Raw genomic sequence first — 25,746 nt, forward strand, 5'->3', positions numbered from 1 at the left:
CCTCAATTCCACGCGCCGGAATGCCGCTATACACTAATCCTTACCCCTTAGAACATCCGACACCCGCAGACCTCACTCCATGCTCGTTCCTCCGATCCCCAGCAATGAAAGCGCCCGTCTCGACGGATTGCACGCACTGCATATTCTCGACACGGCGCCGGAAGAGCGCTTCGATCGCCTGACCCGCCTCGCGCGGCGGCTATTCGGTGTACCGATCGCCGTCGTCAGTCTCGTCGATGCGAACCGGCAGTGGTTCAAATCGTGCATCGGCCTGAAGGCGAGCGAGACCTCGCGCGACGTGTCGTTTTGCGCGCACGCCATTCTCGGCGACGATATTTTCATGGTGCCCGACACGCTCGCCGATCCGCGCTTCAACGACAATCCGTTCGTCACCGACGAACCGCACATCCGCTTCTACGCAGGCTGCCCGCTGCAGGTTGCGAACGGCGGCAAGGTCGGCACGCTGTGCCTGCTCGACACGAAGCCGCGCATGCTCGATGACGAAGATCGCGCGTTGCTGCGCGACCTCGCGCGCATGGCCGAACAGGAACTCGCCGCGATCCAGTTGGCCACGCTCGACGACCTCACGCTGCTGTCGAACCGACGCGGTTTCGAAGTGCTCGCACAACACGCGCTGAACGTTTGTCGGCGCATGGATAAGCCGGCGTCGCTGCTGTTCTTCGATTTGAACGACTTCAAGCAGATCAACGACACGCTCGGACACGCCGAGGGCGACCGCGCGCTGCAAGCCTTCGCCGAGGTGCTACGCGCTGCGCTGCCCGAAAGCGACGTGATCGGGCGGCTCGGCGGCGACGAGTTCGTCGCGCTGCTGACAGGCGCCAGCAACGCGGAGACGCATGAAGTGACGCAGCGTCTCGAGCACCTGCTCGACCGGCGCAATGCCGAGTTGCTGCGCGGCTATCAGATCCACTTCAGCGTCGGCCAGGTCACGTACGAGCCGACGCGCCACGGCACGGTCGCCGAACTGCTCGCCGCGGCCGATGCAGCGATGTATAGCCACAAGCAGGCGTCAAAGGCGCGCTCGGCGCATCGGCACTGACGGGCGGCCGACTCGCGGCCAATCTCAAGCCGACCCGCGCGATAGCCCAACACAGGCACGCGCGGCATAATTGCGGATCGTTGCCCGCGCTGTCGCGCATTGACCTGAAAGCTACCGATGACTGATTTGCAGCACACCGCCGCCGCGCGGCTCGCCCAACTCGAATGGCGCTGGAAGCCGTTCGCGGATCTCACGAGCGTCGAAGTCTATGAGATGCTGGCCGCCCGCAGCGCGGTGTTCGTCGTCGAACAGAACTGCGTGTATGGCGATATCGATGGGCTCGATGTCGAAGCCTGGCATCTGCTCGCGTATGGCACCGGCGGCGACGCGGCGTTGCCGCCGTTGGCCGGCTATTTGCGCGTGTTGTTGCCCGATGCGACGGATGCCGACGTACGCATCGGCCGGGTGTTGACCACCGCGTCGTTTCGCGGCATCGGTCTCGGCAATACGATGCTCGAACGCTCGCTCGCGCATATTCGTGCGCAGTGGCCCGATACGCCGATCCGTCTGCACGCGCAGGCGCATCTGCAAGGCTTTTACGGTGCGTTCGGCTTCGAGCCGGTCTCGGAGATTCACGACGAAGACGGCATCCCGCATGTGTGGATGCGCTCGCCCTGAACGCGAGCGGGTCAGCGAGGCCCGTTCGCGGTCGTCGACGCGGCATGCGCGAGCCCGCGCGCCGCTTTCGCACGCCGCTCCGCGCGCAGGCGTCCGCGCGCCGACAGCCGCATCCAGTGACGCAGCGCGATCAGCGCGCCGACCACGCTCATCATCGAACCCGGAATCCATAGCAGGAGCCCGCCGATCTGCTGATCGCGGATCGGGCTCAGCCATGTGAACGCGCGGCCGCAGATCGAATAGATCGGATACAGCTCGTGCGGCGTAAAGAAGATGAACGCGCCGAGAATGATCTGCGGCGGAATCGCCGCAATGACGACGAGCACGCGCTTGCCCGGCGACAGACGCGCGGGCGGCGCCGGACGCGGATCGAGCACGAGCCACCAGAACAGCAGGCCGTCGATCGCCATGCTCCAGTTCATCACGCGATAGATCCGCCAGTCCAGCATCGCGATGAAATGGATCGGCGACAGCAGCCAGAAATAGATCAGCCCGACGAACAGCGTGACCGCCACGACCGGGTGCATGACCACGTCGAGCGCCCCGCGCACGAGCGGAGTTTGCAGCGCGGGCCGCACGAAGCGCTGTCGCCAGCGCAATGGAATGCCCGCGCGCAACGCCGCGCCTGGATACGACAGCGCAATGAAGAACGGCCCGAGATGATGCAGCACCAGATGCTGCAATCGATGCATGAAGAACTCATGCTCAAAGAAATAATCGAGCCGTGTATGCAGCACGACATACAGCGCGACCAGCCCGAACCAGAAAGACAGACGCCGCGCGAACGACAGCCGCGCCTTGCGCGCGCCGCGCACGAACAGGATCGCGGCAATCAGCAACGCGATCACGACGGTCGGCGAAAATTCCCAGGGATCGAGCCAGTAGAGCAGGTTCATGGCGATGGCGTGTGCGGTCGCGGCGGCCCGTGTTGCCGCTTACTTGGTCTCGCCCGGCCCTTTGACCGCGAACGGCGCGCTCAACGTTTCGCCATCGGAAAACTTCAGCGTCAGATGCACGGTGTCGCCCGGCGCGACCTTGTGCTTAGCGTCCTCGAGCATCAGGTGATAGCCGCCCGGCGTGATCGCGACCTGGCCATGCGCGGGCACCGTCAGCTTGTCGACCATCACCATCTTCTGGGTCGAACCGTTCGATACGGTTTGATGCAGCATCGCGTCGCCGTAGTCGTCGCTCGATACCTCAACGAGGTCGATCGGCTTGTCGCTCGCGTTGACGAGCGTCGCATAGCCGGCCGCGGGCAGGTTGTTCGGCAGCCAGCGGACCCACGCGTCCTTGATGCTGATCGCGTGAGCATCAGCCGCGTGCGCGGTGGACGCGACGCCGAAAGACAGCGCGAGCGTGCAGGCGAGGGAAGCGAATGGTTTGAGCTTGATCGTCATGGTGGAATGGAGTGGGATCAAAGAAGAATCAGGATTGGTCATCGATGATGCGGCGCAGGTCCTGCGCAATCGCGTCGGGTGTGTCGTGATCGGTGGCGAGCAGGCGCGCGCGGCCCTGACTGTCGAACACATAGACGGCGGAGCTGTGCGTGACCTCGTAATTGCCGTTCGGGTCGCGCTTTTCCATCTGATACGCAACACGATAGCGCTGCGCCAGCGACTCGATTTGCCAGTCGGTGCCGGTCAGCCCTTCGGCGTGCTGCGCGTCGAACGCGCCGACATAGTCGTGCAAGGCCTGCGGCGTGTCGCGCGCGGGATCGACGGTGATGAACAGGATGCGCACTTTCTGCGCCTCGGGGCCGAGCTTGCCCAGAACCTGCGTCAGACGGCCCATCGTTTCGGGGCAGACGTCCGGGCAATGCGTGTAGCCGAAGTAGACCAGTGAGGTGCGGCCCTTGAACGAAGCGGCGCTGACGGGCCGGCCGGTGTCGTCGGTCAACGTAAAGTCCAGATCCGGCAGGTGCCCGGTCACGTTGGTCAACCGCCACGGCTCGGCGCGCTGCGTGCAACCGGTCAGTGTGGCGAGCGCGACCAGCGTGCCCAGCGCCGCTGCCGCCGCAAACCGGCGTGCCACCCCGAGCGTCAACCGGTGCATGGACCGGTTGGATCGTGAGCGGGACAGCTTTGGCTGCGGGCGCTGGGGTGGAAAGATCGGGAACAAAGCAGGGTTCAATGACTCGATTGGGAGCAGGCCACACGAATCGATGGAGCGGGGAGGCGCCCCGTCGCCCGATCGTGCCGTGCAAGATTCGCGCGCGGCACGCAATTGAGCGGCAGGTGCAACGATGCGCATTACGCCGACGGTCCGTGTGGCAGCGACTGTAGCGCAAAATTGGCGCCAGCGTCGCGCGGCGCGCCGGGCGTACGATTGACGAGTCAATATGACGCAGCAGGCTGAAAGTCGGGCGAAGCCCGATGGTTGCGCTTTTGAATGCAGTCACCGCGAGCGGGCGGGCAAACGGCCCGCCGGGCTTGAGGCCGGCTTACTTTCTCGAAAAATTGACCGATGCGCGGTAAGATGCGCACACTTTTCCGGCCCCAGATGGCTGAAAGGCGAACTCAGGCAATGCAAGCACTTCCGGCTGTTCTGTCTCCGAGCGAGACGGCATTTTTCTTCGACTTCGATGGCACGCTCGTCGAACTCGCCCCCACGCCGGACGGCGTGCTCGTGCAGCCGCGCGTGATCGACCTGCTGCGCGAACTGCGCAGCCTGACGAATGGCGCGGTCGCGGTGGTGTCCGGGCGCGGCATCGACAGCATCGACAGTTTTCTCGGCATGCCCGATCTGCCGGTCGCTGGCCTGCACGGCGCCGAGCGGCGCGATGCGAACGGCGACACGCAGCGCATCGGCTTTCACGACCAGCGCCTGTTGCGCATGGAGCAGGTGCTCGCGCAAGTCGTCAACGAGCACCCGGGCATGCTGCTCGAGATCAAGGGCGCGGCGCTCGCGCTGCACTACCGCAATGCGCCGGACCGCGAGCCGGTCGCGCGCGAGGCAACCGAGCGGCTCGTCGCCGATTACCCCGCGTCGTACGTGCTGCAGCCCGGCAAGATGGTCTACGAGATCAAGCCGAAGGACGTCGACAAAGGCCGCGCGACGCGCGCGTTCCTGGAGGAGCTACCGTTTACCGGCCGCACGCCCGTGTTCGCCGGCGACGATCTGACCGACGAGAAGGGCTTCGCGGTCGTCAACGAACGTGGCGGTCTGTCGATCAAGGTTGGCGCGGGCGAAACGATGGCGCGCACGCGCGTCGAGTCGGTGTCGTCACTGCTCGACTGGCTCGAAACGATTGTCGCGGCGGCGCGCGGCGCATGACGCCGGCGCGACGTTCAACAAAAACAACATACTGCATCGGGAATCGCGCTTCATGAGCCGACTGATCATTGTTTCGAACCGGGTGGCGCCCATTTCGGAGGGCGGCCCGGCGGCGGGCGGTCTGGCGGTCGGCGTGTACGACGCGCTGAAAGAGACCGGCGGCATGTGGTTCGGCTGGAGCGGCGACGTGCTCAGCTCCGGCCAGCCGCAGATCAAGCTCGAGGAGCGCGGCCCGGTGACCTTCGCGACCGTCCCGTTGATGCGCCGCGACTACGACCAGTACTACCGCGGTTTCTCGAACGCGACGCTGTGGCCCGCGTTCCACTATCGATCCGACCTGCTGCACTACGACCGGCACGACTTCGAAGGCTACTGCCGCGTCAACGCGTGGCTCGCGCAGCAACTCGTGCCGCTCTTGCGCGAAGACGACGTGATCTGGGTGCACGACTATCACCTGATCCCGTTCGCGCAGGCGCTGCGCTCGGCAGGCGTGAAGAACCGCATCGGCTTTTTCCTGCACATTCCGTTTCCGGCCGCGCAGGTGCTGCTGACGGTGCCGCCGCATCGCGAGCTCGTCGAGGCGCTGTGTTCGTTCGACCTGCTCGGCTTCCAGACCGGCCCCGATCTGCGGGCGTTCTGCGACTACGTCATTAACGAGGCGGGCGGCTCGATCGACGCGTCGCCGAAAGGTCCGCTCACCGTGCATGCGTTCGGCCGCACGCTGCGCGCGTCGGCCTATCCGATCGGCGTCTATCCGGACGAGATCGCCGAGCTCGCGAAGGCGGGCGAGCGCGGCAAGCCGGTGCGCACGATGAAGGCGACGCTGCATTCGCGCAAGCTGATCATGAGCGTCGACCGGCTCGATTATTCGAAGGGGCTGGTCGAGCGATTCCGCGCGTTCGAGCGCCTGCTCGAGCATACGGCCGCGCAGCGCAACAAGGTGTCGTTCCTGCAGATCGCGCCGCCGACGCGCGCCGACCTGCACGCGTATCAGGACATCCGGCTGCAGCTCGAAGGCGAGTCGGGACGGATCAACGGACGTTTCGCCGAGCTGGACTGGACGCCGATCCTGTACATCCACAAGCAATACGAGCGCTCGGTGCTGGCGGCGCTGTTCCGCACCGCGCACGTCGGCTATGTGACGCCTTTGCGAGACGGCATGAACCTCGTCGCGAAGGAATACGTATCGGCGCAGGATCCGGAGAATCCCGGCGTGCTGGTGCTGTCGCGCTTCGCGGGCGCGGCGCAGGAGCTCGACGGCGCGCTGATCGTCAATCCGGTCGATATCGACGGCATGGCGGAGGCGCTGGCGCAGGCGCTCGACATGCCGCTCATCGAGCGCCAGGCGCGCTATCGCGACATGATGGCGCAGCTGCGCGAGAACAACGTGTCGGTGTGGCGCGATAACTTCATGCGCGATCTGCAGAGCGTCGATGGCGCGAAGCGCGCTAGAAGCGGGAAGGCGCGCGCGGCCGCGGATGGGGGGCGCGCCCGGCGGAAAAGGGCGGCGCGCGAGCGCGTGGCCGGCTAAGCTAGCCGCGAAGCCAGACAGCAAAAAGCCGCTCCCAGGAGCGGCTTTTTGCATGCGGCGCGCAGCGCCTGGACCCTGCGTGGCGTCAGGCCACGTGCTGTTCATCGACTTTCTTGCCGCCGATATGCAGCGTCTGGCCCTTGCCATACTGCTTGGCGAGCAGGTCGCGATAAAGGCCCGGACGCTGACGCAGTTCTTCCGGCGAGCCGTCGTCGATGACCTTTCCGGCGCTCATCACGATGATCCGGTCGAAGTTGTTCAGCGTCGATAGACGGTGTGCGATCGCGATCACGGTACGACCGACCATCAGGCGGTCGAGCGCCTTCTGGATCGCTTCCTCGGACGCGCTGTCGAGCGCTGACGTGGCTTCGTCGAGCAGCAGGATCGGCGCGTTTTTCAGAATCGCGCGCGCAATCGCGATGCGCTGGCGCTGGCCGCCCGACAGCTTCACGCCGCGGTCGCCGACGATCGTGTCGTAGCCTTCGGGCATCGCTTCGATAAAGTCCGCGCAACGCGCCTCGCGCGCTGCGGCGAGCACTTCCTCGCGGCTCGCTTCCGGGCGGCCGTACGCGATGTTCTCGTACACCGTGCGATGGAACAGGGAAATGTCCTGGGGCACCAGCGCGATCGCGTGACGCAGGCTGTCCTGCGTGATCGACGCGATGTCCTGGCCGTCGATCTTGATCGCGCCGCCCTGGGTGTCATAAAAGCGCTGCAACAGCGCGAGCACCGTCGATTTGCCGGCGCCCGACTTGCCGATCAGGCCGACGCGCTGGCCCGGCTCGATAGTGAGGTCGAAGTGATCGAGGATCGGCCGGCGGCGCGGATAGGCGAACGTGACGCCGTCGAACGTGACGCGGCCGCCTTGGGGCACGAGTTCGGTCGAGTCGTCGCGATCGGGCATGCCGTGCGGTTCGAGCAGCGTGCGCACCGCCTCCGCGAGTCGCGCGACGTGCTGAGTGACGTCGACGAGCGCGACCGCGAGATCGCGCGTGCCGTGCAGGATCGTGAAACCGAGCGAGCTGACGAGCACGATGTCGCCCGAAGTCGCGCGGCCCTGGTCCCACAGCCACAGCGCCCAGCCGAGCAGGCCGGCCGACAGCAGTGCGGTGATCACGGCGTGCAGCAGACGCAGCTTTTCCAGGTACAGCAGGCTTTGCTGGCGCGCGTCCATTTCCGACTTGACCGTTGACGCAAAACGTTGCTGTTCGCGGAACGTCATGCCAAACGCGCGGACGAGCCCCATGTTGCTGATCACGTCGACGAGCTCGCCGTCGACCGATGCCGCCTTGGTCGCAAAATTATGGTGACGCGCGGAGCCGCGGCCCGCGAGCTTGTACAGCACGACCGCCAGAATCGCCGAGCACAGCATCAGGCCGGCGGCCATCAGCGGGTTCACCGAGATGATCATCACGATCGCGCCGAGCACGGCGATACACGGCGGCAGCACGTTCCACGCGGTGGTGTTTTCGGCGGTGTAGACGGCGTTCGAGGTCGCGGTGATCCGGCTTGCCAGCATGCCGGGCTGCTTTTCGGCGTAATAGGTCGGCGAATGGCCGCTCAGGTACTGGAACAGGTCGCGCCGCAAATCGCCCGTCACGGCGACGAACGTGTGCGCGGCGAACCAGCCGCCGAGCCGCCATAACAGGTTATCGGCGGCGATCAGGCCGACGAGGATCGCGAACGCGCCCCACAGCGGCCCCGGATGATGGCGGCCACCGCCGAGCACGTCGATCAGATGCTTGATCGCGTATTGCGAAGCGAGTGCACAGCCCACGGCCGCAAACACGCTGCACAGCACGATCGCGTGCGCGACCGGATGGCGGCGGATAAAGCGGAAGAGAAACGCAAGCGGCCGGTGCGCATAGCTCGCGAGCTTTGCGTTCTGGGCGTTTCGCTGGGCGATGGTCAAGTGTTCCAATTGAGCTGAGATCGATGTGTTGCGGGTTGTGCATGCAATGCGCGGACCACACGGACAAGCATGGCTCTCCGTGAAGCCGATGCTTCGCATTGTAAACATGCAAAGACGATTGCGCCCTGTGTATCCGGGCTTTGACGCGATTGATTTCGCGATAGACCTCCGCGATCTGCGTCGTCTCGACACGCCAGCCGACGGGCCCCTCAGGCAGATTGCGGAAAATTTCGAGATATAATTACAGTTTGCATTCAATCGGGCCGTGGCAATTTTGCAATTCCTACCGGCAACGCTTGATGCGCGAGAGTTCACCGCTTGGTACGTCGTGCCTCGCTGAACCTCGTGGATACTCTAGAACTGTCTTTGAAAACAAGGGTTTGCAAAGTGTTTCGCGTTTGTAACAACGTAAAGACTTTGAAATGTTGCGGTGCGGTGGCAGTTTGGGCATCGATAATGCGAGCTCGTTAGCCCGGCAAATTTTCTGACAGTTTGTCAACGTAGGTGCCCCATGCGCGTTTACTCGCACATGCGCAGACGCTGATCCACTTGTCTGGGCTCTTGACCCAAGCGATCCATCGCAGGATTTCTCAAAAGAATCAGGCCCGCGCCGGTATCTCCGGCCAGACTGCCCTGGCGAGCAAGCGAGTCGCTTTTTCCAAATGCAGTACCTTTGCCTGATTTTTTACTAGGAGTTCGTCAATATGCGAATCGCTCAAATCGCTCCGCTGCACGAGGCGGTTCCTCCCAAGCTGTACGGTGGTACGGAACGCGTGGTGTCCAATCTGACCGAGGCGCTGGTCGAGCAGGGCCACGACGTCACGCTGTTTGCAAGCGGTGATTCGCAAACCTCGGCGAAGCTCGAAGCTTTCTGGCCGCAGGCGCTGCGCCTCGACCCGACGATCCGCGACGTGATGGCGCCGCATATGCTGCTGCTCGAAGAAGTGCGCCGCCGCGCGGACGAATTCGACGTGCTGCAATTTCCACATCGACTACTACCCGTTCTCGCTGTTCGCGCGTCAGCCGGTGCCGTTCCTGACTACGATGCACGGCCGTCTCGATCTGCCGGAACTGCAGCCCATCTTCAATACGTTCAAGGACGTGCCGGTCGTGTCGATTTCCGACAACCAGCGCATCCCGCTGCAACAGGCGAACTGGCTGCAAACCGTCTATCACGGTCTGCCGGAAAACGTGCTCACGCCGATCCCCGACGTCGAACCGGGCTACCTCGCATTCCTCGGCCGCGTTTCGCCGGAGAAGGGTCTCGACCGCGCGATCCGCATCGCCGGCCAGGCAGGCATGAAGCTCAAGGTCGCCGCGAAGATCGACAAGGCCGACCGTGCTTATTACGAAGAAGTGATCAAGCCGCTGATGGCGCTCCCGCATGTCGAGTACATCGGCGAAATCGGCGAAGCCGAAAAGCGTGAGTTCCTCGGCAACGCGCATGCGCTGGTGTTCCCGATCGACTGGCCGGAGCCGTTCGGCCTGGTGATGATCGAGGCGATGGCTTGCGGTACGCCGGTGATCGCGTTCAATCGCGGTTCAGTGCCGGAAGTGATCGAAAACGGCGTGTCGGGTTTCGTCGTCGAAGACGAAATCAGCGCGGTCGCTGCGCTCAAGCGTCTGCACACGCTGCCCCGCGCTGGCGTGCGCAAGGCGTTCGAAGCACGGTTCACGTCGAAGGTGATGGCGAAGAACTACGTCGCCGTCTACGAAGACCTGCTGCGCAGCAAGCATCGCACGGTGCTGCGCGAAGTCAACGCGGGCTGATTGGCGGTTGATTCGCCGCGGTTGTTTCGCGGTAGATGAGACGCCGGCAGCAGGAATCACGCTTCCTTCGCTGCTCTGAACGCCCCGCCGGCATGTTGCCGGCGGGGCGTTGTTGCATGCGCGCCGCGTTTTTCGTCGGTGCACCGATGAAAATACCGGTTTCCGCGCGGCGCGAACGAGCCAGGCTCGGTAATATCCCTATAATTGCCGTGCCGCAAATTGGGCTGCGGTGCCGCCGACGACAGGAGGATGCCTTGGCGAGAACGAAAGAGACGCGCGCGAACGCCGCGCCCGGCGCCGGAACGATTTTTACGTTGCGCGCCATCGGTCTCGTGCTCGCCGCCCGCTGGCTTTTCTCGATGTCCGAGATGAGGCTGACCACCGCGCTGACCGCGATGGCGTCTTCACCGTGGGCATGTATCAACCTCGTCTTTCTGTTCCTGCTGATCTTCCTGCCCGGCGCGCGCGCCGTCGCCGAGCGTCCGTTCCATCCGTTGCCGCAATGGCTGCGTCAGGCGCTGCGCCTGTTCGCGTTCCTCGGGTTTCTGTTTGCGCTGTGGTCGGTCGGCGCGTTCGTCGCGAGCGCGGGCTGGCGCCGCGCGATGCAGGCGGTCGCGGCCACCAACGGTTGGCTCGTCGCGGCGCCGGTGCTGTATGCGATCGTCTTGTGGATCTGCCGGCCGCTGCCGTTGTGGCGCACCAATGTGGCGGCGCGGCGCTTTGCGATCGGCCGCTATGCGGTGTCGCTCGATCCGGTGACGCGCACCGTCGTCGTGTGGGCCGAGCGGCGCAAGGTGGGGCAATACGATGCGCGCGAATTGTCGGTGCGCTGGGCGAGCGGTTCCGATGCGCGCGCGACGCCGGCGCCCGCGCCCGCAGTTGCGTTCGGCGCGGCGGGCGAGGCCGGTGCGTCGGCGGCGCCGATGCCGTCGGTCGCGGCGCCCTCGCTGGCGCGCAGCGCGTTCGGCGTTCGTCCGAAGGTCGAGTTGCTGTGGGATTCGCCGGCCGCCGCGGGGCACAACCGGCAGACCGTTTTCCGCGCCGCGCTGACGACCGAAGGCGATCGCGTCGCCGCCCGCGCGCTCGACACGACGCTGCGCCAGGTCTGACGCTGCACGTTTTGTGCTATCGGTCACATCGCGTGGCCGTCGCACGCATTCCGAAGCGAAGCTTCGTCGATAATGCAATCAAGGCGCCCGGCCTGCTGGCGGGCGAGTAGGACACTCATCGATCGTATCGCGTCTTTCGCAGGAGTCGCTATGCTGGTTCGCTGGTTGCTTGCCGCCCTTCATCTGCTCGCTTATGGCTTTGCGCTCGCGTCGATTCTCAGACGCACGTGGTCGCTGCGTCGCGCATCGGTGCCCGCCGCGCTGCGTTCGGTGTTTCGCGCCGATTCACGCTGGGGCATCGCCGCGCTGGTGCTGATCGTGACCGGCCTGATGCGCGTGTTCGGCGGCTATGAGAAGGGCGCCGACTACTACCTGCACGAGCCGCTCTTTCACGTGAAGATGACGTTGCTGGTGCTGATCCTGATCCTCGAAGTGCCCACGATGCTTGGCCTGATGCGCTGGCGCGCGTCGATCCGCAGCGGCGCGGCGCCGAATCTGAAAAAGGCGCGTTCCTACGCGCATTTCAGCGTGATCCAGACCGTGCTGCTGGTTCTGATGGTGTTTGCGGCCGCAGGAATGGCGCGCGGCATCGGGCTGCCGGCCGGCGCGGTGTAGCGCGGCAGGCCTTCTTTCCATTGCGACGGGCTGGTGGCGCGCGCCAAGCGTTGCGCCTCGTGCACGCCTGTGTCGCGCTAGCCGACCAGCAAGCCCGAATCGTCGACCCGGTCGGCCTTGACCTCCGCCGACTCGCGCACGAGTTCCGGCTCGCCGAGACCCTTGATCAACTCCAGGGCCTGACGCTCGAACAAGCGACGGTACAAGCCGTTGTCGCGTTTGATCAGCGCGTCGTGGCTGCCTTCCTCGATCACCTTGCCCTTGTCCAGCACGAGCAGCCGGTCGAGCGCGCGCACCGTCGACAACCGGTGCGCGACCACCAGCGTGGTGCGCCCCTGCATCAGCCGCTCCATCGCGCGCTGGATCAGTACTTCGCTCTCGCTGTCGAGGCTCGACGTGGCTTCGTCGAGAATCAGGATCGGCGCGTCGGCTAGAAACGCCCGCGCGATCGCGACGCGTTGACGCTCGCCGCCCGATAGCTTGATGCCGCGTTCGCCGACCAGCGTGTCGTAGCCGTTCGGCAGCGCGGCGATGAAGTCATGCGCGCTGGCGAGCCGCGCGGCGCGCTCGATGTCGGCGCGGCTCGCGCCGGGCCGTCCATACGCGATGTTCTCGGCAAGCGAGCGGTGAAACAGCACCGGCTCCTGCTGGACGATCGCGATCTGGCTGCGCAGCGACGCTTGCTGGACCTGCGCTATGTCCTGGTCGTCGATCGTGATCCGCCCGCCCGAAATGTCGTGAAGGCGCTGGATCAGCTTGATGAAGGTCGTCTTGCCCGAGCCTGAATGACCGACCAGCCCGACGCGCTCGCCCGGCGCGATGCGGATGGAGAAGTCGTCGTAGAGCGGCCGGCTGTGCGCGCCATAGTGAAACGACACATGCTCGAAGCGGATTTCGCCGTTGCGGATCGCGATCGGACCGGCACCGGGACGATCCTCGATGCCGAGCGGCTGGCTTTCGAGCGACACCAGTTCCTCCATGTCGTTGACCGAGCGCTGCAGGTTGCGGATGTGCATGCCGATGTCGCGGAGGTAGCCTTGGAGCATGAAGAACATCGTCAACGCGAACGTGATGTCGCCGACGCTCGCTTCGCCGCGTGCCCACAGCAGCAACGCAACGCCGAGAATCGCGGCCTGAATCGCGGCCAGCATGCCGCCCTGCAGGCCGCCGTTGAGCGTGCCGCGCACCCACGTGCGGCGCGTGCGCTGCCGCCATTTGCCGATCACGTACCCGAGGCGCGCTTCCTCCCGCGCTTCCGCGCCGAATGCCTTGACGACGCCGTTGCAGCTGACCGCATCGGCGAGTGCGCCGCCCATGCGCGTGTCCCACGCGTTCGCGAGACGCGCGGACGGCGCGACGAAGCCCAGCGACACCGTCACGGTCACGCCGATGTACAGCAGCGAGCCGATGCCGACGACGACGCCCATCATCGGCCAGCGCGAACCGAGCAGCAGCGTCGCGCCGACCAGCATCACCAGCGACGGCAGCAACGCGATCAGCAGCGTGTCGTTCAGCAGGTCGAGCGCCCACATGCCGCGCGTGATCTTGCGCACGGTCGAGCCGGCGAAGCTGTTCGCGTGCCAGTCGGTCGAAAAGCGCTGCACGCGATGAAACGCGCGTGCGGCGATCTCGCTCATCATTTTCAGCGTGAAGCGGATGATGTTGAAGTACACGCCCTGACGCAGCAGCGTCGCGGTCAGGCCGAGCGCGGCGAGCACGCCGAAGGCCTCGAGCGCGTGATGCCAGATGGGCGCCGACGACGCCGAACCGGCCGCGATCGCGTCCACCAGACGTCCGGCGAAGACCGGCGTCAGGATGTCCGCGCCCGCCGTGAACAGCGCGAGCGCTGCAATCACGACGATGCGCCACGGCTGTTGCGCCCAGTGACGGAAGGTGAAGCCGAGGACATCCTTGAAGGCTTGTCCGCGAAAGTCGATTTTTTTGTTGGCCATTTGCTTTCGACCCGGCGACGCACGAGCGCGCCGAGGTTCCAGTCATAAGCGAAAAAGTGTAGACAGCCAGCGGATGCCGGAATGCGCGCGGGAACACGCGAAAAAGTACGGCGGCAAACAACGGCAACGGAACAACGGACTGTCTGGAGTGAACGCGGCGCGCCTGTCGAGGCGGCTGCACATCTGCTGCTATGCTGCGGCGTTTAAGGTCGCAGCGGTCGTGGCGGACGGGCTGACGGTCGTGGGACCATGCGAGGGAGCGCGCGGTGCACTGCGAACATGTGGCGCCTCCCTGAGATGGTTCAAGATGGAGAAACCGGACAGAGCCGGACCGGGCGAATGCCCGTCTGCCGAATATAGCAACAGTGCGGGGCGCTCGCCAACCTACGGAACGACGTGGTTCTACACAGCCGACGCTGCCTCGTGCGGTGCACGCGACATTTTTGCCGGCAAATAGAAAAAGGGCTTACGCATTGCTGCGTAAGCCCTTTTGTCTTCGGTGATCGACACACCAAGAATCTGGTGGGTAGTACTGGGATCGAACCAGTGACCCCTGCCGTGTGAAGGCAGTGCTCTACCGCTGAGCTAACCACCCGAAGAGATTGAAATTATGTCAGGGAATTTGGGGTTCGTCTAGTCTTTTTTAAGCAGTTTGCTCATCAGTTGCTGGCGCGGGTTCAAGGCGCCATACGCTCGCGCCCTTGATCGCCTTGTCGAGATCGTCGAGCACGGCTTCGTGCGCGGCGCGTTCGTCGTCGCTCGCGGTGATCACGACCAGTTCCAGCGATTCGAGCGCTACACGCGGCGTATCTGTAGCGCCGCCGGTCTGCGCTTCGCCGAGCATGTCGATGACGAGGCTTTCCTGGCCACGCGTCATCGCCAGATAGACTTCGGCGAGCAATTCCGAGTCGAGCAGCGCGCCGTGCAGCGTACGGTGCGCATTGCTGATGCCGAAGCGGTCGCACAGCGCATCGAGCGAATTGCGCTTGCCGGGGAACATCTGCTTGGCTTGCGCGAGCGTGTCGATGATCTCGCCGCAGTGCGTGCTCACCGGCGGCAGACCAAGCAGCGCGAATTCGGCGTCGAGAAAGCCGATGTCGAATGGCGCGTTGTGGATGATCAGGTCCGCACCCTGGATGAAGTCGCGGAACTGGTCGATGATCTCCGCGAACTTCGGCTTGTCGCTCAGAAATTCCGTCGTGAGGCCGTGCACCGCGAGCGCGCCCGGATCGCTGTCGCGCTCCGGGTTGATATAGAAGTGCAGGTTGTTGCCGGTCAGCCGGCGGTTCACTAGCTCGACGCAACCGAGTTCGAGAATCCGGTCGCCGCCGCGGGCGTTCAGGCCGGTAGTTTCGGTGTCGAGGATCAGTTGACGCATGTCGGATTAGCCTGCTTCGAAAAAAGTGCAGTAAAAGCGAAGAGGGCGGCGCGCGTCGTTGGCCGATGCGCGCACGCTCCTTACATCTCGGCGAGCGACGCCACGCCGCGATTGGCCAACTGATCGGCGCGCTCGTTCTCCGGGTGGCCGTTGTGGCCGCGCACCCAGCGCCATTCGACTTCGTGCTGCGCGACGAGCGCATCGAGCCGCTTCCATAGATCGGCGTTCTTGACCGGCTGCTTCGCCGCGGTGACCCAGCCTTTCTTCTTCCAGCCGTGAATCCACTCGCTGATGCCTTTCTGCACGTACTGCGAATCGGTGTGCACGATCGCCTTGCACGGGCGCTTCAACGCCTCGAGCGCGGAAATCACGCCCATCAGCTCCATGCGATTGTTGGTCGTGTTGGCCTCGCCGCCGAACAGTTCTTTTTCCTGGTTGCCGAAGCGCAGCAGCGCGCCCCAGCCGCCAGGACCGGGATTGCCCTTGCAGGCGCCGTCGGTATAGATGTCGATGTGGTCCGGTGTCATTCGGTGTGGTTACGTGTGTTCGGGGTGGCGGCGGGCGCGAGGCCTGCCGCGAGCACGGGCTTTTTCACTTTGAGCGGCCCGACGAGACGCATGCCGCGCACGCGCTTGATCGCCTTGATCATGTAGGTTGCGCCGAAAATCGGCCACCAGCGGTCGCCAGCGGCTTCCATGAAGCCGTAGCGCGCGAGCCATTGATCACTCGCGAGCGGCGGACGATAGCAGCCGAAGCGCCCGCGTTCAAGATCGAAGCCGAGCAGCTTGATCCAGTCCTTCAGACGCGTGAACGCGATCAGGTCGACGGCCGAAGGCACGAACGGGCGGCCTGTCATCTTGCCGATCGATTGCCGTACGCCCCACAGCGACAACGAGTTGAAGCCGAGGATGATCAGTTGGCCTTCGGGCACCAGCACGCGTTCGGCTTCGCGCAGCAGCCGATGCGGGTCGCTGGTGAATTCGAGCGTGTGCGGCATTACGAGCAGGTCGACGCTTTGCGCTTCGAAGGGCAGATCGAGCAGGTCGCACCAGACCGCGCTGCGGCCGGCCGGCGCGTGCAGCCCCGGCGCGCCTGGCGCTGCGTTGACAGGATTGTCGCCGCCAGGGTTGCCCGCGCCGCCGATGCCGCCGACGTTGCTACGACGTGCCGCCGGCGGATACGTGTACGGCGCGCTCGCGCCGCTCGCCGCGTCGAGCACGAGGCCGCGGCACGGCATCCGGTTTTCGCGCAGCGCGTCGAGCTGCGGCAGGCCGAGTTGCAGCGCATGATAGCCGAACACGTCCGACACCACGCGATCGAGCTGGGTTTGCGCCCAGTCGAGCACGTAGCGGCCTGGCGGCGAATCGGTCCAGGCGGGCCAGTCTATAATCGCTCGGTCAGTCATATTAAAAATGCGTCGCCTATGAATGCGCTCGAGTACGTGCCGGTCCCGGCGTTTGAAGACAATTACATCTGGGTCATTGCCGACGGACACCATGCGGTCGTCGTCGATCCGGGCGAAGCCGCCCCTGTGCGCGCCTGTCTGGCCCAACGAGGCTGGCGGCTGAGCGCTATTTTACTCACGCACCATCATCAAGACCACGTCGGCGGGGTGGCCGACCTGCTGAACGGCCAGGACGTGCCGGTCTACGGCCCCGCCGGCGAAGCGATCGCACACCTTACGCATCGTCTCAAAAGCGGTGATCACGTGACGATCGCGGCGCCCGCACTCGAATTCAGCGTGCTCGACGTGCCCGGTCACACCAGCGGACACATTGCCTATTTCCAGGCGGCCGATACGCGCGGCACGCCGCACGTGTTTTGCGGCGACACGCTGTTCGCGTGCGGTTGCGGGCGCCTTTTCGAAGGCACGCCGCAGCAGATGCTGAATTCGCTCGATGCGCTCGCCGCGCTGCCCGGCGCAACCGAAGTGCATTGCGCGCACGAATATACGCTGTCGAACATCCGCTTCGCGCTCGCTTGCGAGCCGCACAACGCGGAACTGCAGGCGTGGCGCGACAAGGCGAACGAACTGCGCTCCCGCCACCAGCCGACGCTGCCGACCACGATCGCGCACGAGCGCGCGGTCAATCCGTTCCTGCGCGCAGACGAGCCGGCGATCCAGTCGAACCTCGAAGCACAATTGCATGAAACGGTCTCTGACAGGCTGAAGGCCTTCACCTTGATGCGCGAATGGAAGAACCGCTTCCGTTGATCCGGAGCGCATTCGGCAGTTCTTCACGCGATGAATCGGAAAAATTCGCCAAGCCCCAGATTTGGTTGATTTTTTTCTTGATTTTCCAATTGACGGAAACGTTGACGTTTCGTACTATCGGCTGCAAATTCCAGCCCTTGTGGAAACCGAGACGTTCATGCGATTTATCTTAAGCGCGTTATTGGTCCTGACACTCGCCGCGTGCGCGAGTCAGGGACCGACGACGAATACCGCCAATAACCCCGCCAGCCAGCAAGCCGTAGCCGACGCACTTCGCAAGAACGCCACCGCTAAAGAAACCATCAATGTCGACCAGAGCTCGGTCGATCAGTTGACGAGCCAGGACGCCGATCTGTGGGGCCGCATTCGCCGTGGCTTCCAGATGCCCGATCTGCAGAGCGACCTCGTCGACATGCAGCTCAACTGGTATCTGCAACGCCCCGATTACGTGCAGCGCATGACCGAGCGCTCGCAGAAATATCTCTATCACATCGTCGAGGAACTCGAGTCGCGCCATATGCCGACCGAACTCGCACTGCTGCCATTCATCGAGTCCGCGTATAGCCCGCAGGCTTTGTCGGTCGCCAAGGCGGCGGGCATGTGGCAATTCATGCCTGGCACGGGCCGTACCTACAACCTGAAGCAGAACATGTGGCAGGACGAGCGCCGCGACGTGCTCGCGTCGACCAGTGCCGCGCTCGACTACCTGTCGAAGCTGCACGATATGTTCGGCGACTGGCAGCTCGCGCTCGCCGCGTACAACTGGGGTGAGGGCAACGTGCAGCGCGCGATCGCGCGCAACGAGGCGGCGGGTCTGCCGACCGACTACCTGAGCCTGCGTATGCCGAACGAAACGCGCAACTACGTGCCGAAGCTGCAGGCGGTCAAGAACCTCGTGATGAACCCGCAGGTGTACGGGCTCGCGCTGCCGGCGATTCCGAACCACCCGTACTTCGTGACGGTCACGACCTCGCACGATATCGACGTCGACGTCGCCGCGCGGCTTGCCAACATGTCGACCGACGAGTTCCGCTCGCTGAACCCGTCGTTCAGGAAGCCGGTGATTCTCGGCGCGACGCAGCCGCAGATTCTGTTGCCTTTCGACAACGCGTCCGCGTTCGAGCGCAATCTGAAAACGTACTCGGGCTCGCTGTCGTCCTGGACCACCTACACCGTCGACGCACGGGCGACACCCGCCGCGATCGCACAGAAGATCGGCGTCGACGCAGACACGCTGATGGAAGTGAACAAGATTCCGGTCGGCATGCGCCTGAAGCCAGGCTCGACGATCGTCGTGCCGCGCGGCTCGGACGACGACGAGGACATCAGCGCCGACATCGCCGAAAGCGCGGTGCTCGCGATGGAACCCGACGTGCCCGACACCCGCAAGATGCTGATCCGAGTGCGCCGCAATCAGTCGATGGCCGCCATCGCGCTGCGCTACGGCGTGTCGGTTGGTCAGTTGAAGGCATGGAACAAGACACATCGCGATCAGGTCTCGCGCGGCCAGGTGGTCGTGCTGCACGTGCCGGTCGGCAAGCCGGTACCGAGCGAGCCGGGGCCGGAAAAGATCGCCGCCGATGTGCAAGGCGGCAGTGTGCAGAAGATCGGCGTCCATGCCGCAGATGCACGCGGCGATTCGCGCTACGATAAGAAGAAAGGGCGCGGCCACTCTGCCATCGTCAAGGTCTCCCAGCCGGGCGGCAAGGGTGACAGACCGGCGGCGCCCGCCAGCAAGGGCAAGGTCGAGAAGGTGTCGGCCTCGGTGTCCGGCAATGCGTCGAAGGCCGCGGCTGAGAGCCGCCCGAAGACCGTGGCCAACGCGAAGAAGAAGGGTAAATAGACCAATAGCGGCTCTCACGGTAGTGACCACATGCGTTGCGGGGGCAGCGCATGGATTGCGCTCCGATCACGCACCGTGTTCATCCAACGCCGTCACCTCAGGGTGACGGCGTTTTTCATTGCGCGGACGGTTCCTGCGGGTTTGCCGCATTTACTTTATTGTTCGTGCTTCGGCCGCGTTGGCCGCGGGACGCCGTTCTGTCCTGATCCATCCGTCGGGACCTCGGGCAAGGTTCTTGAGGTTCATTTCCAGGTTTTCTTCCTGATATATGTCGTCGACCCAACTGCGCGTCTTTCTGCTTTTTTCCGCCGGCTACTTCGTCTCTTACGTGTTTCGCGGCGTCAATCTTGGTTTCGCGCCGTTCATCACGCGCGATCTCGGTCTGTCAGCCGCCGATCTGGGTGTGCTGACGAGTCTGTATTTCCTCGGCTTCGCGGGCGCGCAGACCCCCGCTGGCGTGCTGCTCGACCACTTCGGCGCGCGTCGCGTGACGGCCGTCACGCTGCTCTTCGCCGCGCTCGGCATCTGGGTGTTCGGCGCGGCGCACAGTCTCGGCATGATGATGGTCGGGCGGCTGCTGATCGGCGTCGGCGTCTCGGTATGCCTCGGCGCCGCGTTCAAGGCGCTCGCGCAGCATTTTCCAGTCTCGCGATTGCCATTGATGAACGGGCTCGTGATGGCGATCGGCGGTTTCGGCGGCGTGATGGTCGGTTCGCCGCTCACGTGGGTGCTCGGCTTCTCCAGTTGGCGCTCGGTCTGCGTCGGGCTCGGGGTGCTGACGGTGGTGGTCGCGCTCGCGCAATGGACGCTCGCGCCGGACGCGCGCGACACGCATCGCCATACGAGCCTCGTTGCGCAGTTCAAGGGCACGTGGCATATCCTGCGCAGCGCGGCATTCTGGAAAATCGCGTCGTTCTCGGTCGTTACGCAGGGCGTTTTCTACGCGATGCAGTCGTTGTGGGTCGGGGCATGGCTGCGCGACGTACAAGGCTTCGGACCGCACGAGGCGGCGGCGCTCGTGTCGATTCTCGGCTTCGCGATGATGGCGGGGTGCGTCGGTTTCGGCGCGGCGGCGCGTAGTCTCGAGCGGCGCGGTCTCTCGTTGTACGCGTTCTGCGGCATCGGCATGGCGTTATACGTGCTGACGCAGATGCTGATCATGTTCAATGCGCCATTGCCGGCGAGCCTGTTGTGGGCCGCGTACGGAATCTTCGGTGGCACTGGCATTCTGAGCTACGCGGTGATGGCGCGACATTTCCCGCCGCAGATGATCGGCCGGGTCAACACCACGCTGACGCTGATTATTTTTCTGCTGATCTTCGGTTTTCAGATCGGCGTTGGCGCGGTGCTTTCTCACTGGCCGGCGAGCGGCGGGCACTATCCGGCGGTCGCGCATCTGAGCGCGTGGGCAATCCTTGTCGCGCTGCAGGTGCTGAGCGCAATCTGGTACGCATTGCCGGGACGGCAGCTTGCCGGGTCCGGCGAAATGCGCGCGGAGCAGGAAGCCTGAGCGGCCGCGCGGCACGCCGCTCCAAGTCCGCGTCCTATCTCAGATTTGGAAGGAAGGGCGGTTTCAGGCTATAATTTCAAGGTTTGAGCTTATCAACCCGCACCCTAGCGCCTACCTCCCCCATACCGTTCATCCGCCGCGCGCCATTGGCGTAGCAAGAAGGGCCCCGCACTCAGCCGAAGTCGTCCACACAATGGACTCATCGCGCCCCTTGCATCGTTACCGGCAGCTCGCGAGCGAGTCTGCGCGCGCATCCCGAATGTGTTCCGCTGCGGCTCGAAATCGGATAGACAGGTGGCAACAGGGTGTTCCCCCAAGGAGTCTCCCGTGTTGCCGTCATTTTCTCCCGCTCTTCTCGCGCTCGCCGACGGCACGGTCTTTCGTGGTTATTCGATCGGGGCCCTCGGGCACACCATCGGTGAAGTCGTGTTCAACACCGCCATCACCGGCTATCAGGAAATCCTGACTGACCCGAGCTACGCGCGCCAGATCGTGACCCTCACGTACCCGCATATCGGCAACGTCGGCGTGAACGCCGAAGACGTCGAAGCGACGAAAGTCCATGCCGCTGGCCTGATCATCCGTGATCTGCCGGTTCTCGCGTCGAACTTCCGCATGGAGCGTACGCTCCCGCAATATCTTCAGGACGAAGGCGTGGTCGCCATCGCCGGCATCGACACCCGCAAGCTGACCCGCCTGCTGCGCGACAAGGGCGCGCAGAACGGCGCGATCCTCGCTGGGTCCGACGACGAAGCCAAGGCCATCGAACTCGCGCGCTCGTTCCCGGGCCTCGCCGGCATGGACCTCGCGAAGGTCGTGTCGACCGGGCAAACCTACGAGTGGACAAAAACCGAATGGCGCTTGGGCACCGGCTACGGCGACCAGAAGGCGCCGAAGTACCGCGTGGTCGCATTCGATTACGGCGTCAAGCAGAACATCCTGCGTATGCTGGCCGAGCGCGGCTGCCATGTCACCGTGCTGCCGGCGCAAGCGAGCGCCGCCGACGCGCTCGCGCTCAACCCGGACGGCGTGTTCCTGTCGAACGGCCCCGGCGACCCGGAGCCGTGCGACTACGCGATCGCGGCGACGAAGGAGTTCATCGAGCGCGGCATTCCGACCTTCGGCATTTGCCTTGGCCACCAGATCATGGGCCTCGCGGTCGGCGCAAAGACGATGAAGATGAAGACCGGCCACCACGGCGCGAATCACCCAGTCAAGGATCTCGAAGACGGCCGCGTGGTGATCACGTCGCAGAACCACGGCTTCGCGGTCGATGCCGACACGCTGCCCGCCAACGCGCGCGTGACCCACGTATCGTTGTTCGACGGCACGCTGCAGGGCTTTGCGCTGACCGACAAGCCGGCGTTTTGCTTCCAGGGCCACCCGGAAGCGTCGCCCGGTCCGAACGACATCGCGTATCTATTCGATCGCTTCACCGCGTTGATGGACGCGCAGAAGAGCGGGAAGAGCGCAGCGGCTTGAAGCACTAAAGGCCGGCCGCAAAGTCAGCCCGAGACGGAAACGAAAGCGGCTCGCGGCGGCCGCGGCGCCCCGCGGCATGATGCGGCGGGCGCGCCGCAAACAGCGCGCGCAACGTGAAAACGGCGCGCGCTGACGGAAAGAATTCAGGAATACATTAGCGAGAGCGTTATGCCCAAGCGGACAGACATCAAGAGCATCCTCATCATCGGCGCGGGTCCGATCATCATCGGCCAGGCGTGCGAGTTCGATTACTCGGGCGCGCAGGCATGCAAGGCGCTGCGTGAGGAAGGCTACAAGGTCATTCTCGTCAACAGCAATCCGGCGACGATCATGACCGACCCGAACACGGCCGACGTGACCTACATCGAGCCGATCACGTGGGAAGTGGTCGAGCGCATCATCGCGAAGGAGCGCCCGGACGCGATCCTGCCGACGATGGGCGGCCAGACCGCGCTGAACTGCGCGCTCGATCTCCACGCGCACGGCGTGCTGGCGAAATACAACGTCGAGCTGATCGGCGCGTCGCCGGAAGCGATCGACAAGGCGGAAGACCGCCAGAAGTTCAAGGACGCGATGACCAAAATCGGCCTCGGTTCGGCCAAGTCGGGCACCGCGCATTCGATGGAAGAGGCGCTCGCAGTGCAGGCGAAGATCGCCGCGGAAACCGGCAGCGGCGGCTATCCGGTCGTGATCCGTCCTTCGTTCACGCTGGGCGGTTCGGGCGGCGGTATCGCGTACAACCGCGACGAGTTCGAAGAGATCTGCAAGCGCGGTCTCGACCTGTCGCCGACGCGCGAGCTGCTGATCGAAGAGTCGCTGCTCGGCTGGAAAGAGTACGAGATGGAAGTGGTCCGCGACAAGGCGGACAACTGCATCATCGTCTGCTCGATCGAAAACCTTGACCCGATGGGCATCCATACCGGCGACTCGATCACGGTCGCGCCGGCGCAGACGCTCACCGACAAGGAATACCAGATCCTGCGTAACGCGTCGCTGGCGGTGCTGCGCGAGATCGGCGTCGACACGGGCGGCTCGAACGTGCAGTTCTCGATCAATCCGAAAGACGGTCGGATGATCGTGATCGAAATGAACCCGCGCGTGTCGCGTTCGTCGGCGCTGGCGTCGAAGGCAACCGGCTTCCCGATCGCGAAGGTCGCGGCCAAGCTCGCGGTCGGCTACACGCTCGATGAACTGAAGAACGAAATCACCGGCGGCCAGACCCCGGCGTCGTTCGAACCGACGATCGACTACGTCGTCACGAAGGTCCCGCGTTTCGCGTTCGAAAAATTCCGCGAAGCCGATTCGCGCCTGACCACGCAGATGAAGTCGGTCGGCGAAGTGATGGCGATCGGCCGCACATTCCAGGAGTCGTTCCAGAAAGCGCTGCGCGGCCTCGAAGTCGGCGTCGACGGTCTGGATGAGAAGACCAGTAATCGCGACGAGATCATCCGCGAGATCGGCGAAGCCGGTCCTGATCGCATCTGGTATGTCGGCGACGCGTTCCGCGCCGGCATGAGCGCGCAGGAAATCTTCGAAGAGACCGCGATCGACCCGTGGTTCCTCGCGCAGATCGAACAGATCGTGCTGAAGGAAAAGGCGCTGGCGGGCCGTACGCTCGTGAGCCTGTCGAAGGAAGAGTTGAAGTATCTGAAGCAGAGCGGCTTCTCGGATCGGCGTCTCGCCAAGCTGCTCGGCGCGAAGCCGGCGGACGTGCGCGCGCGCCGTATCGAGTTGAACGTGCGTCCGGTGTATAAGCGCGTCGACACGTGCGCTGCCGAGTTCGCAACGAAAACCGCGTACATGTACTCGACCTACGAGGAAGAGTGCGAAGCGAATCCGACGAACAACAAGAAGATCATGGTGCTGGGCGGCGGCCCGAACCGGATCGGCCAGGGCATCGAGTTCGACTACTGCTGCGTGCATGCCGCGCTCGCGATGCGCGAGGACGGCTATGAAACGATCATGGTCAACTGCAACCCGGAAACTGTGTCGACCGACTACGACACGTCCGACCGTCTGTACTTCGAATCGCTGACGCTCGAAGACGTGCTCGAAATCGTCGACAAGGAAAAGCCGGTCGGCGTGATCGTGCAGTACGGTGGCCAGACGCCGTTGAAGCTCGCGCTCGATCTCGAAGCGAACGGCGTGCCGATCATTGGTACGTCGCCGGACATGATCGACGCGGCCGAAGACCGCGAGCGTTTCCAGAAGCTGCTGCAAGACCTCGGCCTGCGTCAGCCGCCGAACCGTACCGCGCGCACCGAAGACGAAGCGCTGAAGCTCGCTGACGAAATCGGCTATCCGCTCGTGGTGCGTCCGTCGTACGTGCTGGGCGGCCGCGCGATGGAAATCGTCCACGAGCCCCGCGACCTCGAACGCTATATGCGTGAGGCCGTCAAGGTATCGAACGATTCGCCGGTGCTGCTCGACCGCTTCCTGAACGACGCGATCGAATGCGACGTGGATTGCATTTCCGATGGCGACGCCGTGTTCATCGGCGGCGTGATGGAGCACATCGAACAGGCGGGCGTGCACTCGGGCGACTCGGCCTGCTCGCTGCCGCCGTATTCGCTGTCGAAGGAGACGGTTGCCGAACTGAAGCGCCAGACGGCCGCGATGGCGAAGGCGCTGAACGTGGTCGGCCTGATGAACGTGCAGTTCGCGATCCAGCAGGTGCCCTCCAAAACAAATGCGGCTGATGGCGCGAAGGACGACATCATCTACGTGCTCGAAGTGAACCCGCGCGCGTCGCGCACGGTCCCGTACGTGTCGAAGGCGACCAGCTTGCCGCTCGCGAAGATCGCGGCGCGCGCGATGGTCGGCCAGAAGCTCGCCGCGCAAGGCGTGACGAAGGAAGTCGAGCCGCCGTACTTCAGCGTGAAGGAAGCGGTGTTCCCGTTCGTCAAGTTCCCGACGGTCGACCCGGTGCTCGGACCTGAAATGCGTTCGACCGGCGAAGTGATGGGCGTCGGTCAGACGTTCGGCGAGGCGCTGTTCAAGTCGCAACTCGCGGCGGGTTCGCGTCTGCCGGAGTCGGGCACGGTGCTGCTGACCGTGATGGATGCCGACAAGCCGAAGGCGGTCGAAGTCGCGCGCATGCTGCACGAGCTCGGCTACCCGATCGTCGCGACCAAGGGCACGGCTGCCGCGATCGAAGCGGCCGGCGTGCCGGTCAAGGTCGTCAACAAGGTAAAGGACGGCCGTCCGCACATCGTCGATATGATCAAGAACGGCGAGATCGCTCTCGTCTTCACGACCGTCGACGAAACGCGCGCGGCGATCGCCGATTCGCGTTCGATTCGCATGAGCGCGCAGGCGAACAAGGTCACCTACTACACGACGATGTCGGGCGCACGCGCGGCGGTGGAGGGTCTTCGTTATCTGAAGAACCTGGAAGTCTATGATTTACAAGGACTCCACGCTCGCCTAAACTAAGGCTTCATACCTGTCCAAGATGTAAGTGCCGCGGTTAAGCGGC

At 64.3% G+C, this 25,746-nt stretch carries 19 protein-coding genes, 1 tRNA gene and 1 pseudogene; 12 read left to right on the forward strand and 9 right to left on the reverse strand.

The genetic code is table 11. From position 1 onward, the window contains the following. The first annotated feature begins 79 nt into the window (after positions 1–79). Both QFZ91_RS20015 and QFZ91_RS20020 read left to right on the forward strand, forming a co-directional pair. Complete coding sequence (locus tag QFZ91_RS20015; RefSeq protein ID WP_429568187.1) at positions 80–1,060, forward strand: sensor domain-containing diguanylate cyclase; 981 nt, start codon at positions 80–82, stop codon at positions 1,058–1,060. Between the two features lie 117 nt (positions 1,061–1,177). Beyond that, positions 1,178–1,678: a GNAT family N-acetyltransferase gene (locus QFZ91_RS20020; RefSeq protein WP_176105475.1), complete on the forward strand. Its 501-nt coding sequence runs from the start codon at positions 1,178–1,180 to the stop codon at positions 1,676–1,678. A gap of 11 nt (positions 1,679–1,689) precedes the next feature. Here QFZ91_RS20020 and QFZ91_RS20025 read toward each other — a convergent pair whose 3' ends face one another. Genes QFZ91_RS20025 through QFZ91_RS20035 form a run of 3 tightly spaced genes read right to left on the reverse strand, consistent with a single transcriptional unit; the run spans position 1,690 to position 3,730 of the window. Further along, complete coding sequence (locus QFZ91_RS20025; RefSeq protein WP_429568188.1) at positions 1,690–2,574, reverse strand: cytochrome c oxidase assembly protein; 885 nt, start codon at positions 2,572–2,574, stop codon at positions 1,690–1,692. 39 nt (positions 2,575–2,613) lie between these two features. Continuing rightward, positions 2,614–3,075, reverse strand: coding sequence for a copper chaperone PCu(A)C (locus QFZ91_RS20030; protein ID WP_429568189.1), 462 nt, complete (start codon positions 3,073–3,075; stop codon positions 2,614–2,616). Positions 3,076–3,103: 28 nt separating this feature from the next. Continuing rightward, complete coding sequence (locus QFZ91_RS20035) at positions 3,104–3,730, reverse strand: SCO family protein (RefSeq protein ID WP_429568190.1); 627 nt, start codon at positions 3,728–3,730, stop codon at positions 3,104–3,106. A 471-nt stretch (positions 3,731–4,201) separates the two neighbouring features. Here QFZ91_RS20035 and otsB point away from each other — a divergent pair, with 471 nt between their 5' ends. Beyond that, on the forward strand, positions 4,202–4,951 hold the full coding sequence (otsB, locus tag QFZ91_RS20040) for a trehalose-phosphatase (RefSeq protein ID WP_176124153.1): 750 nt from the start codon (positions 4,202–4,204) through the stop codon (positions 4,949–4,951). Positions 4,952–5,003: 52 nt separating this feature from the next. Continuing rightward, complete coding sequence (otsA, locus tag QFZ91_RS20045; protein ID WP_429568191.1) at positions 5,004–6,482, forward strand: alpha,alpha-trehalose-phosphate synthase (UDP-forming); 1,479 nt, start codon at positions 5,004–5,006, stop codon at positions 6,480–6,482. An 85-nt stretch (positions 6,483–6,567) separates the two neighbouring features. On the opposite strand, the gene QFZ91_RS20050 is transcribed toward otsA, so the two are convergent. Then, on the reverse strand, positions 6,568–8,403 hold the full coding sequence (locus QFZ91_RS20050; protein ID WP_176380366.1) for an ABC transporter ATP-binding protein: 1,836 nt from the start codon (positions 8,401–8,403) through the stop codon (positions 6,568–6,570). 695 nt (positions 8,404–9,098) lie between these two features. On the opposite strand from QFZ91_RS20050, the pseudogene QFZ91_RS20055 reads away from it, so the two are divergent. The 3 genes and pseudogenes from QFZ91_RS20055 to QFZ91_RS20065 all read left to right on the forward strand — a co-directional run bounded on the left by QFZ91_RS20055 (position 9,099) and on the right by QFZ91_RS20065 (position 11,888). Next, positions 9,099–10,164, forward strand: a pseudogene (locus tag QFZ91_RS20055) (glycosyltransferase family 4 protein). A gap of 254 nt (positions 10,165–10,418) precedes the next feature. Then, positions 10,419–11,273 (forward strand): hypothetical protein, encoded by an 855-nt coding sequence (locus QFZ91_RS20060; RefSeq protein ID WP_429568192.1) that lies wholly within the window; start codon positions 10,419–10,421, stop codon positions 11,271–11,273. Between the two features lie 150 nt (positions 11,274–11,423). After that, on the forward strand, positions 11,424–11,888 hold the full coding sequence (locus QFZ91_RS20065; RefSeq protein ID WP_176366083.1) for a DUF2214 family protein: 465 nt from the start codon (positions 11,424–11,426) through the stop codon (positions 11,886–11,888). Positions 11,889–11,965: 77 nt separating this feature from the next. On the opposite strand, the gene QFZ91_RS20070 is transcribed toward QFZ91_RS20065, so the two are convergent. From QFZ91_RS20070 to QFZ91_RS20090, 5 genes are all read right to left on the reverse strand, one after another. Beyond that, a complete protein-coding gene (locus QFZ91_RS20070; protein ID WP_429568193.1) occupies positions 11,966–13,840 on the reverse strand; it encodes an ABC transporter ATP-binding protein in 1,875 nt (624 codons plus the stop codon). Between the two features lie 520 nt (positions 13,841–14,360). Next, a tRNA-Val gene (locus tag QFZ91_RS20075) sits at positions 14,361–14,435 on the reverse strand. A gap of 48 nt (positions 14,436–14,483) precedes the next feature. Further along, positions 14,484–15,218 carry a DNA polymerase III subunit epsilon gene (dnaQ, locus tag QFZ91_RS20080; protein WP_176366081.1) on the reverse strand — a complete coding sequence of 245 codons (735 nt, stop codon included), beginning with the start codon at positions 15,216–15,218 and terminating at the stop codon, positions 14,484–14,486. An 80-nt stretch (positions 15,219–15,298) separates the two neighbouring features. Next, positions 15,299–15,745: a ribonuclease HI gene (rnhA, locus tag QFZ91_RS20085; protein ID WP_176105530.1), complete on the reverse strand. Its 447-nt coding sequence runs from the start codon at positions 15,743–15,745 to the stop codon at positions 15,299–15,301. Then, complete coding sequence (locus QFZ91_RS20090) at positions 15,742–16,623, reverse strand: class I SAM-dependent methyltransferase (RefSeq protein WP_429568194.1); 882 nt, start codon at positions 16,621–16,623, stop codon at positions 15,742–15,744. Before QFZ91_RS20090 ends, rnhA begins: the two co-directional genes overlap by 4 nt. 18 nt (positions 16,624–16,641) lie before the next feature. Between QFZ91_RS20090 and gloB the strand changes: the two genes are divergently transcribed. From gloB to carB, 5 genes are all read left to right on the forward strand, one after another. After that, positions 16,642–17,433: a hydroxyacylglutathione hydrolase gene (gene gloB / locus QFZ91_RS20095; protein WP_176105532.1), complete on the forward strand. Its 792-nt coding sequence runs from the start codon at positions 16,642–16,644 to the stop codon at positions 17,431–17,433. 157 nt (positions 17,434–17,590) lie between these two features. Then, positions 17,591–19,276: a transglycosylase SLT domain-containing protein gene (locus QFZ91_RS20100; RefSeq protein WP_176380372.1), complete on the forward strand. Its 1,686-nt coding sequence runs from the start codon at positions 17,591–17,593 to the stop codon at positions 19,274–19,276. Positions 19,277–19,544: 268 nt separating this feature from the next. Further along, on the forward strand, positions 19,545–20,786 hold the full coding sequence (locus tag QFZ91_RS20105) for an MFS transporter (RefSeq protein ID WP_429568195.1): 1,242 nt from the start codon (positions 19,545–19,547) through the stop codon (positions 20,784–20,786). Between the two features lie 327 nt (positions 20,787–21,113). Continuing rightward, positions 21,114–22,268 (forward strand): glutamine-hydrolyzing carbamoyl-phosphate synthase small subunit, encoded by a 1,155-nt coding sequence (gene carA, locus QFZ91_RS20110; RefSeq protein ID WP_429568196.1) that lies wholly within the window; start codon positions 21,114–21,116, stop codon positions 22,266–22,268. Positions 22,269–22,436: 168 nt separating this feature from the next. Next, positions 22,437–25,703: a carbamoyl-phosphate synthase large subunit gene (gene carB, locus QFZ91_RS20115; protein WP_429568197.1), complete on the forward strand. Its 3,267-nt coding sequence runs from the start codon at positions 22,437–22,439 to the stop codon at positions 25,701–25,703. The last annotated feature ends 43 nt before the right edge of the window (positions 25,704–25,746 follow it).

This window comes from Paraburkholderia sp. JPY419, from assembly GCF_050435705.1.
Lineage (GTDB): Bacteria > Pseudomonadota > Gammaproteobacteria > Burkholderiales > Burkholderiaceae > Paraburkholderia > Paraburkholderia youngii.

Bases quoted from the DNA above. Each gene is read 5' to 3' on its own strand.
- QFZ91_RS20015 (WP_429568187.1), top strand. From the start codon at position 80: ATGCTCGTTCCTCCGATCCCCAGCAATGAAAGCGCCCGTCTCGACGGA.
- QFZ91_RS20020 (WP_176105475.1), top strand. From the start codon at position 1,178: ATGACTGATTTGCAGCACACCGCCGCCGCGCGGCTCGCCCAACTCGAA.
- QFZ91_RS20025 (WP_429568188.1), bottom strand. From the start codon at position 2,574: ATGAACCTGCTCTACTGGCTCGATCCCTGGGAATTTTCGCCGACCGTC.
- QFZ91_RS20030 (WP_429568189.1), bottom strand. From the start codon at position 3,075: ATGACGATCAAGCTCAAACCATTCGCTTCCCTCGCCTGCACGCTCGCG.
- QFZ91_RS20035 (WP_429568190.1), bottom strand. From the start codon at position 3,730: ATGCACCGGTTGACGCTCGGGGTGGCACGCCGGTTTGCGGCGGCAGCG.
- otsB (WP_176124153.1), top strand. From the start codon at position 4,202: ATGCAAGCACTTCCGGCTGTTCTGTCTCCGAGCGAGACGGCATTTTTC.
- otsA (WP_429568191.1), top strand. From the start codon at position 5,004: ATGAGCCGACTGATCATTGTTTCGAACCGGGTGGCGCCCATTTCGGAG.
- QFZ91_RS20065 (WP_176366083.1), top strand. From the start codon at position 11,424: ATGCTGGTTCGCTGGTTGCTTGCCGCCCTTCATCTGCTCGCTTATGGC.
- QFZ91_RS20070 (WP_429568193.1), bottom strand. From the start codon at position 13,840: ATGGCCAACAAAAAAATCGACTTTCGCGGACAAGCCTTCAAGGATGTC.
- dnaQ (WP_176366081.1), bottom strand. From the start codon at position 15,218: ATGCGTCAACTGATCCTCGACACCGAAACTACCGGCCTGAACGCCCGC.
- rnhA (WP_176105530.1), bottom strand. From the start codon at position 15,745: ATGACACCGGACCACATCGACATCTATACCGACGGCGCCTGCAAGGGC.
- QFZ91_RS20090 (WP_429568194.1), bottom strand. From the start codon at position 16,623: ATGACTGACCGAGCGATTATAGACTGGCCCGCCTGGACCGATTCGCCG.
- gloB (WP_176105532.1), top strand. From the start codon at position 16,642: ATGAATGCGCTCGAGTACGTGCCGGTCCCGGCGTTTGAAGACAATTAC.
- QFZ91_RS20100 (WP_176380372.1), top strand. From the start codon at position 17,591: ATGCGATTTATCTTAAGCGCGTTATTGGTCCTGACACTCGCCGCGTGC.
- QFZ91_RS20105 (WP_429568195.1), top strand. From the start codon at position 19,545: ATGTCGTCGACCCAACTGCGCGTCTTTCTGCTTTTTTCCGCCGGCTAC.
- carB (WP_429568197.1), top strand. From the start codon at position 22,437: ATGCCCAAGCGGACAGACATCAAGAGCATCCTCATCATCGGCGCGGGT.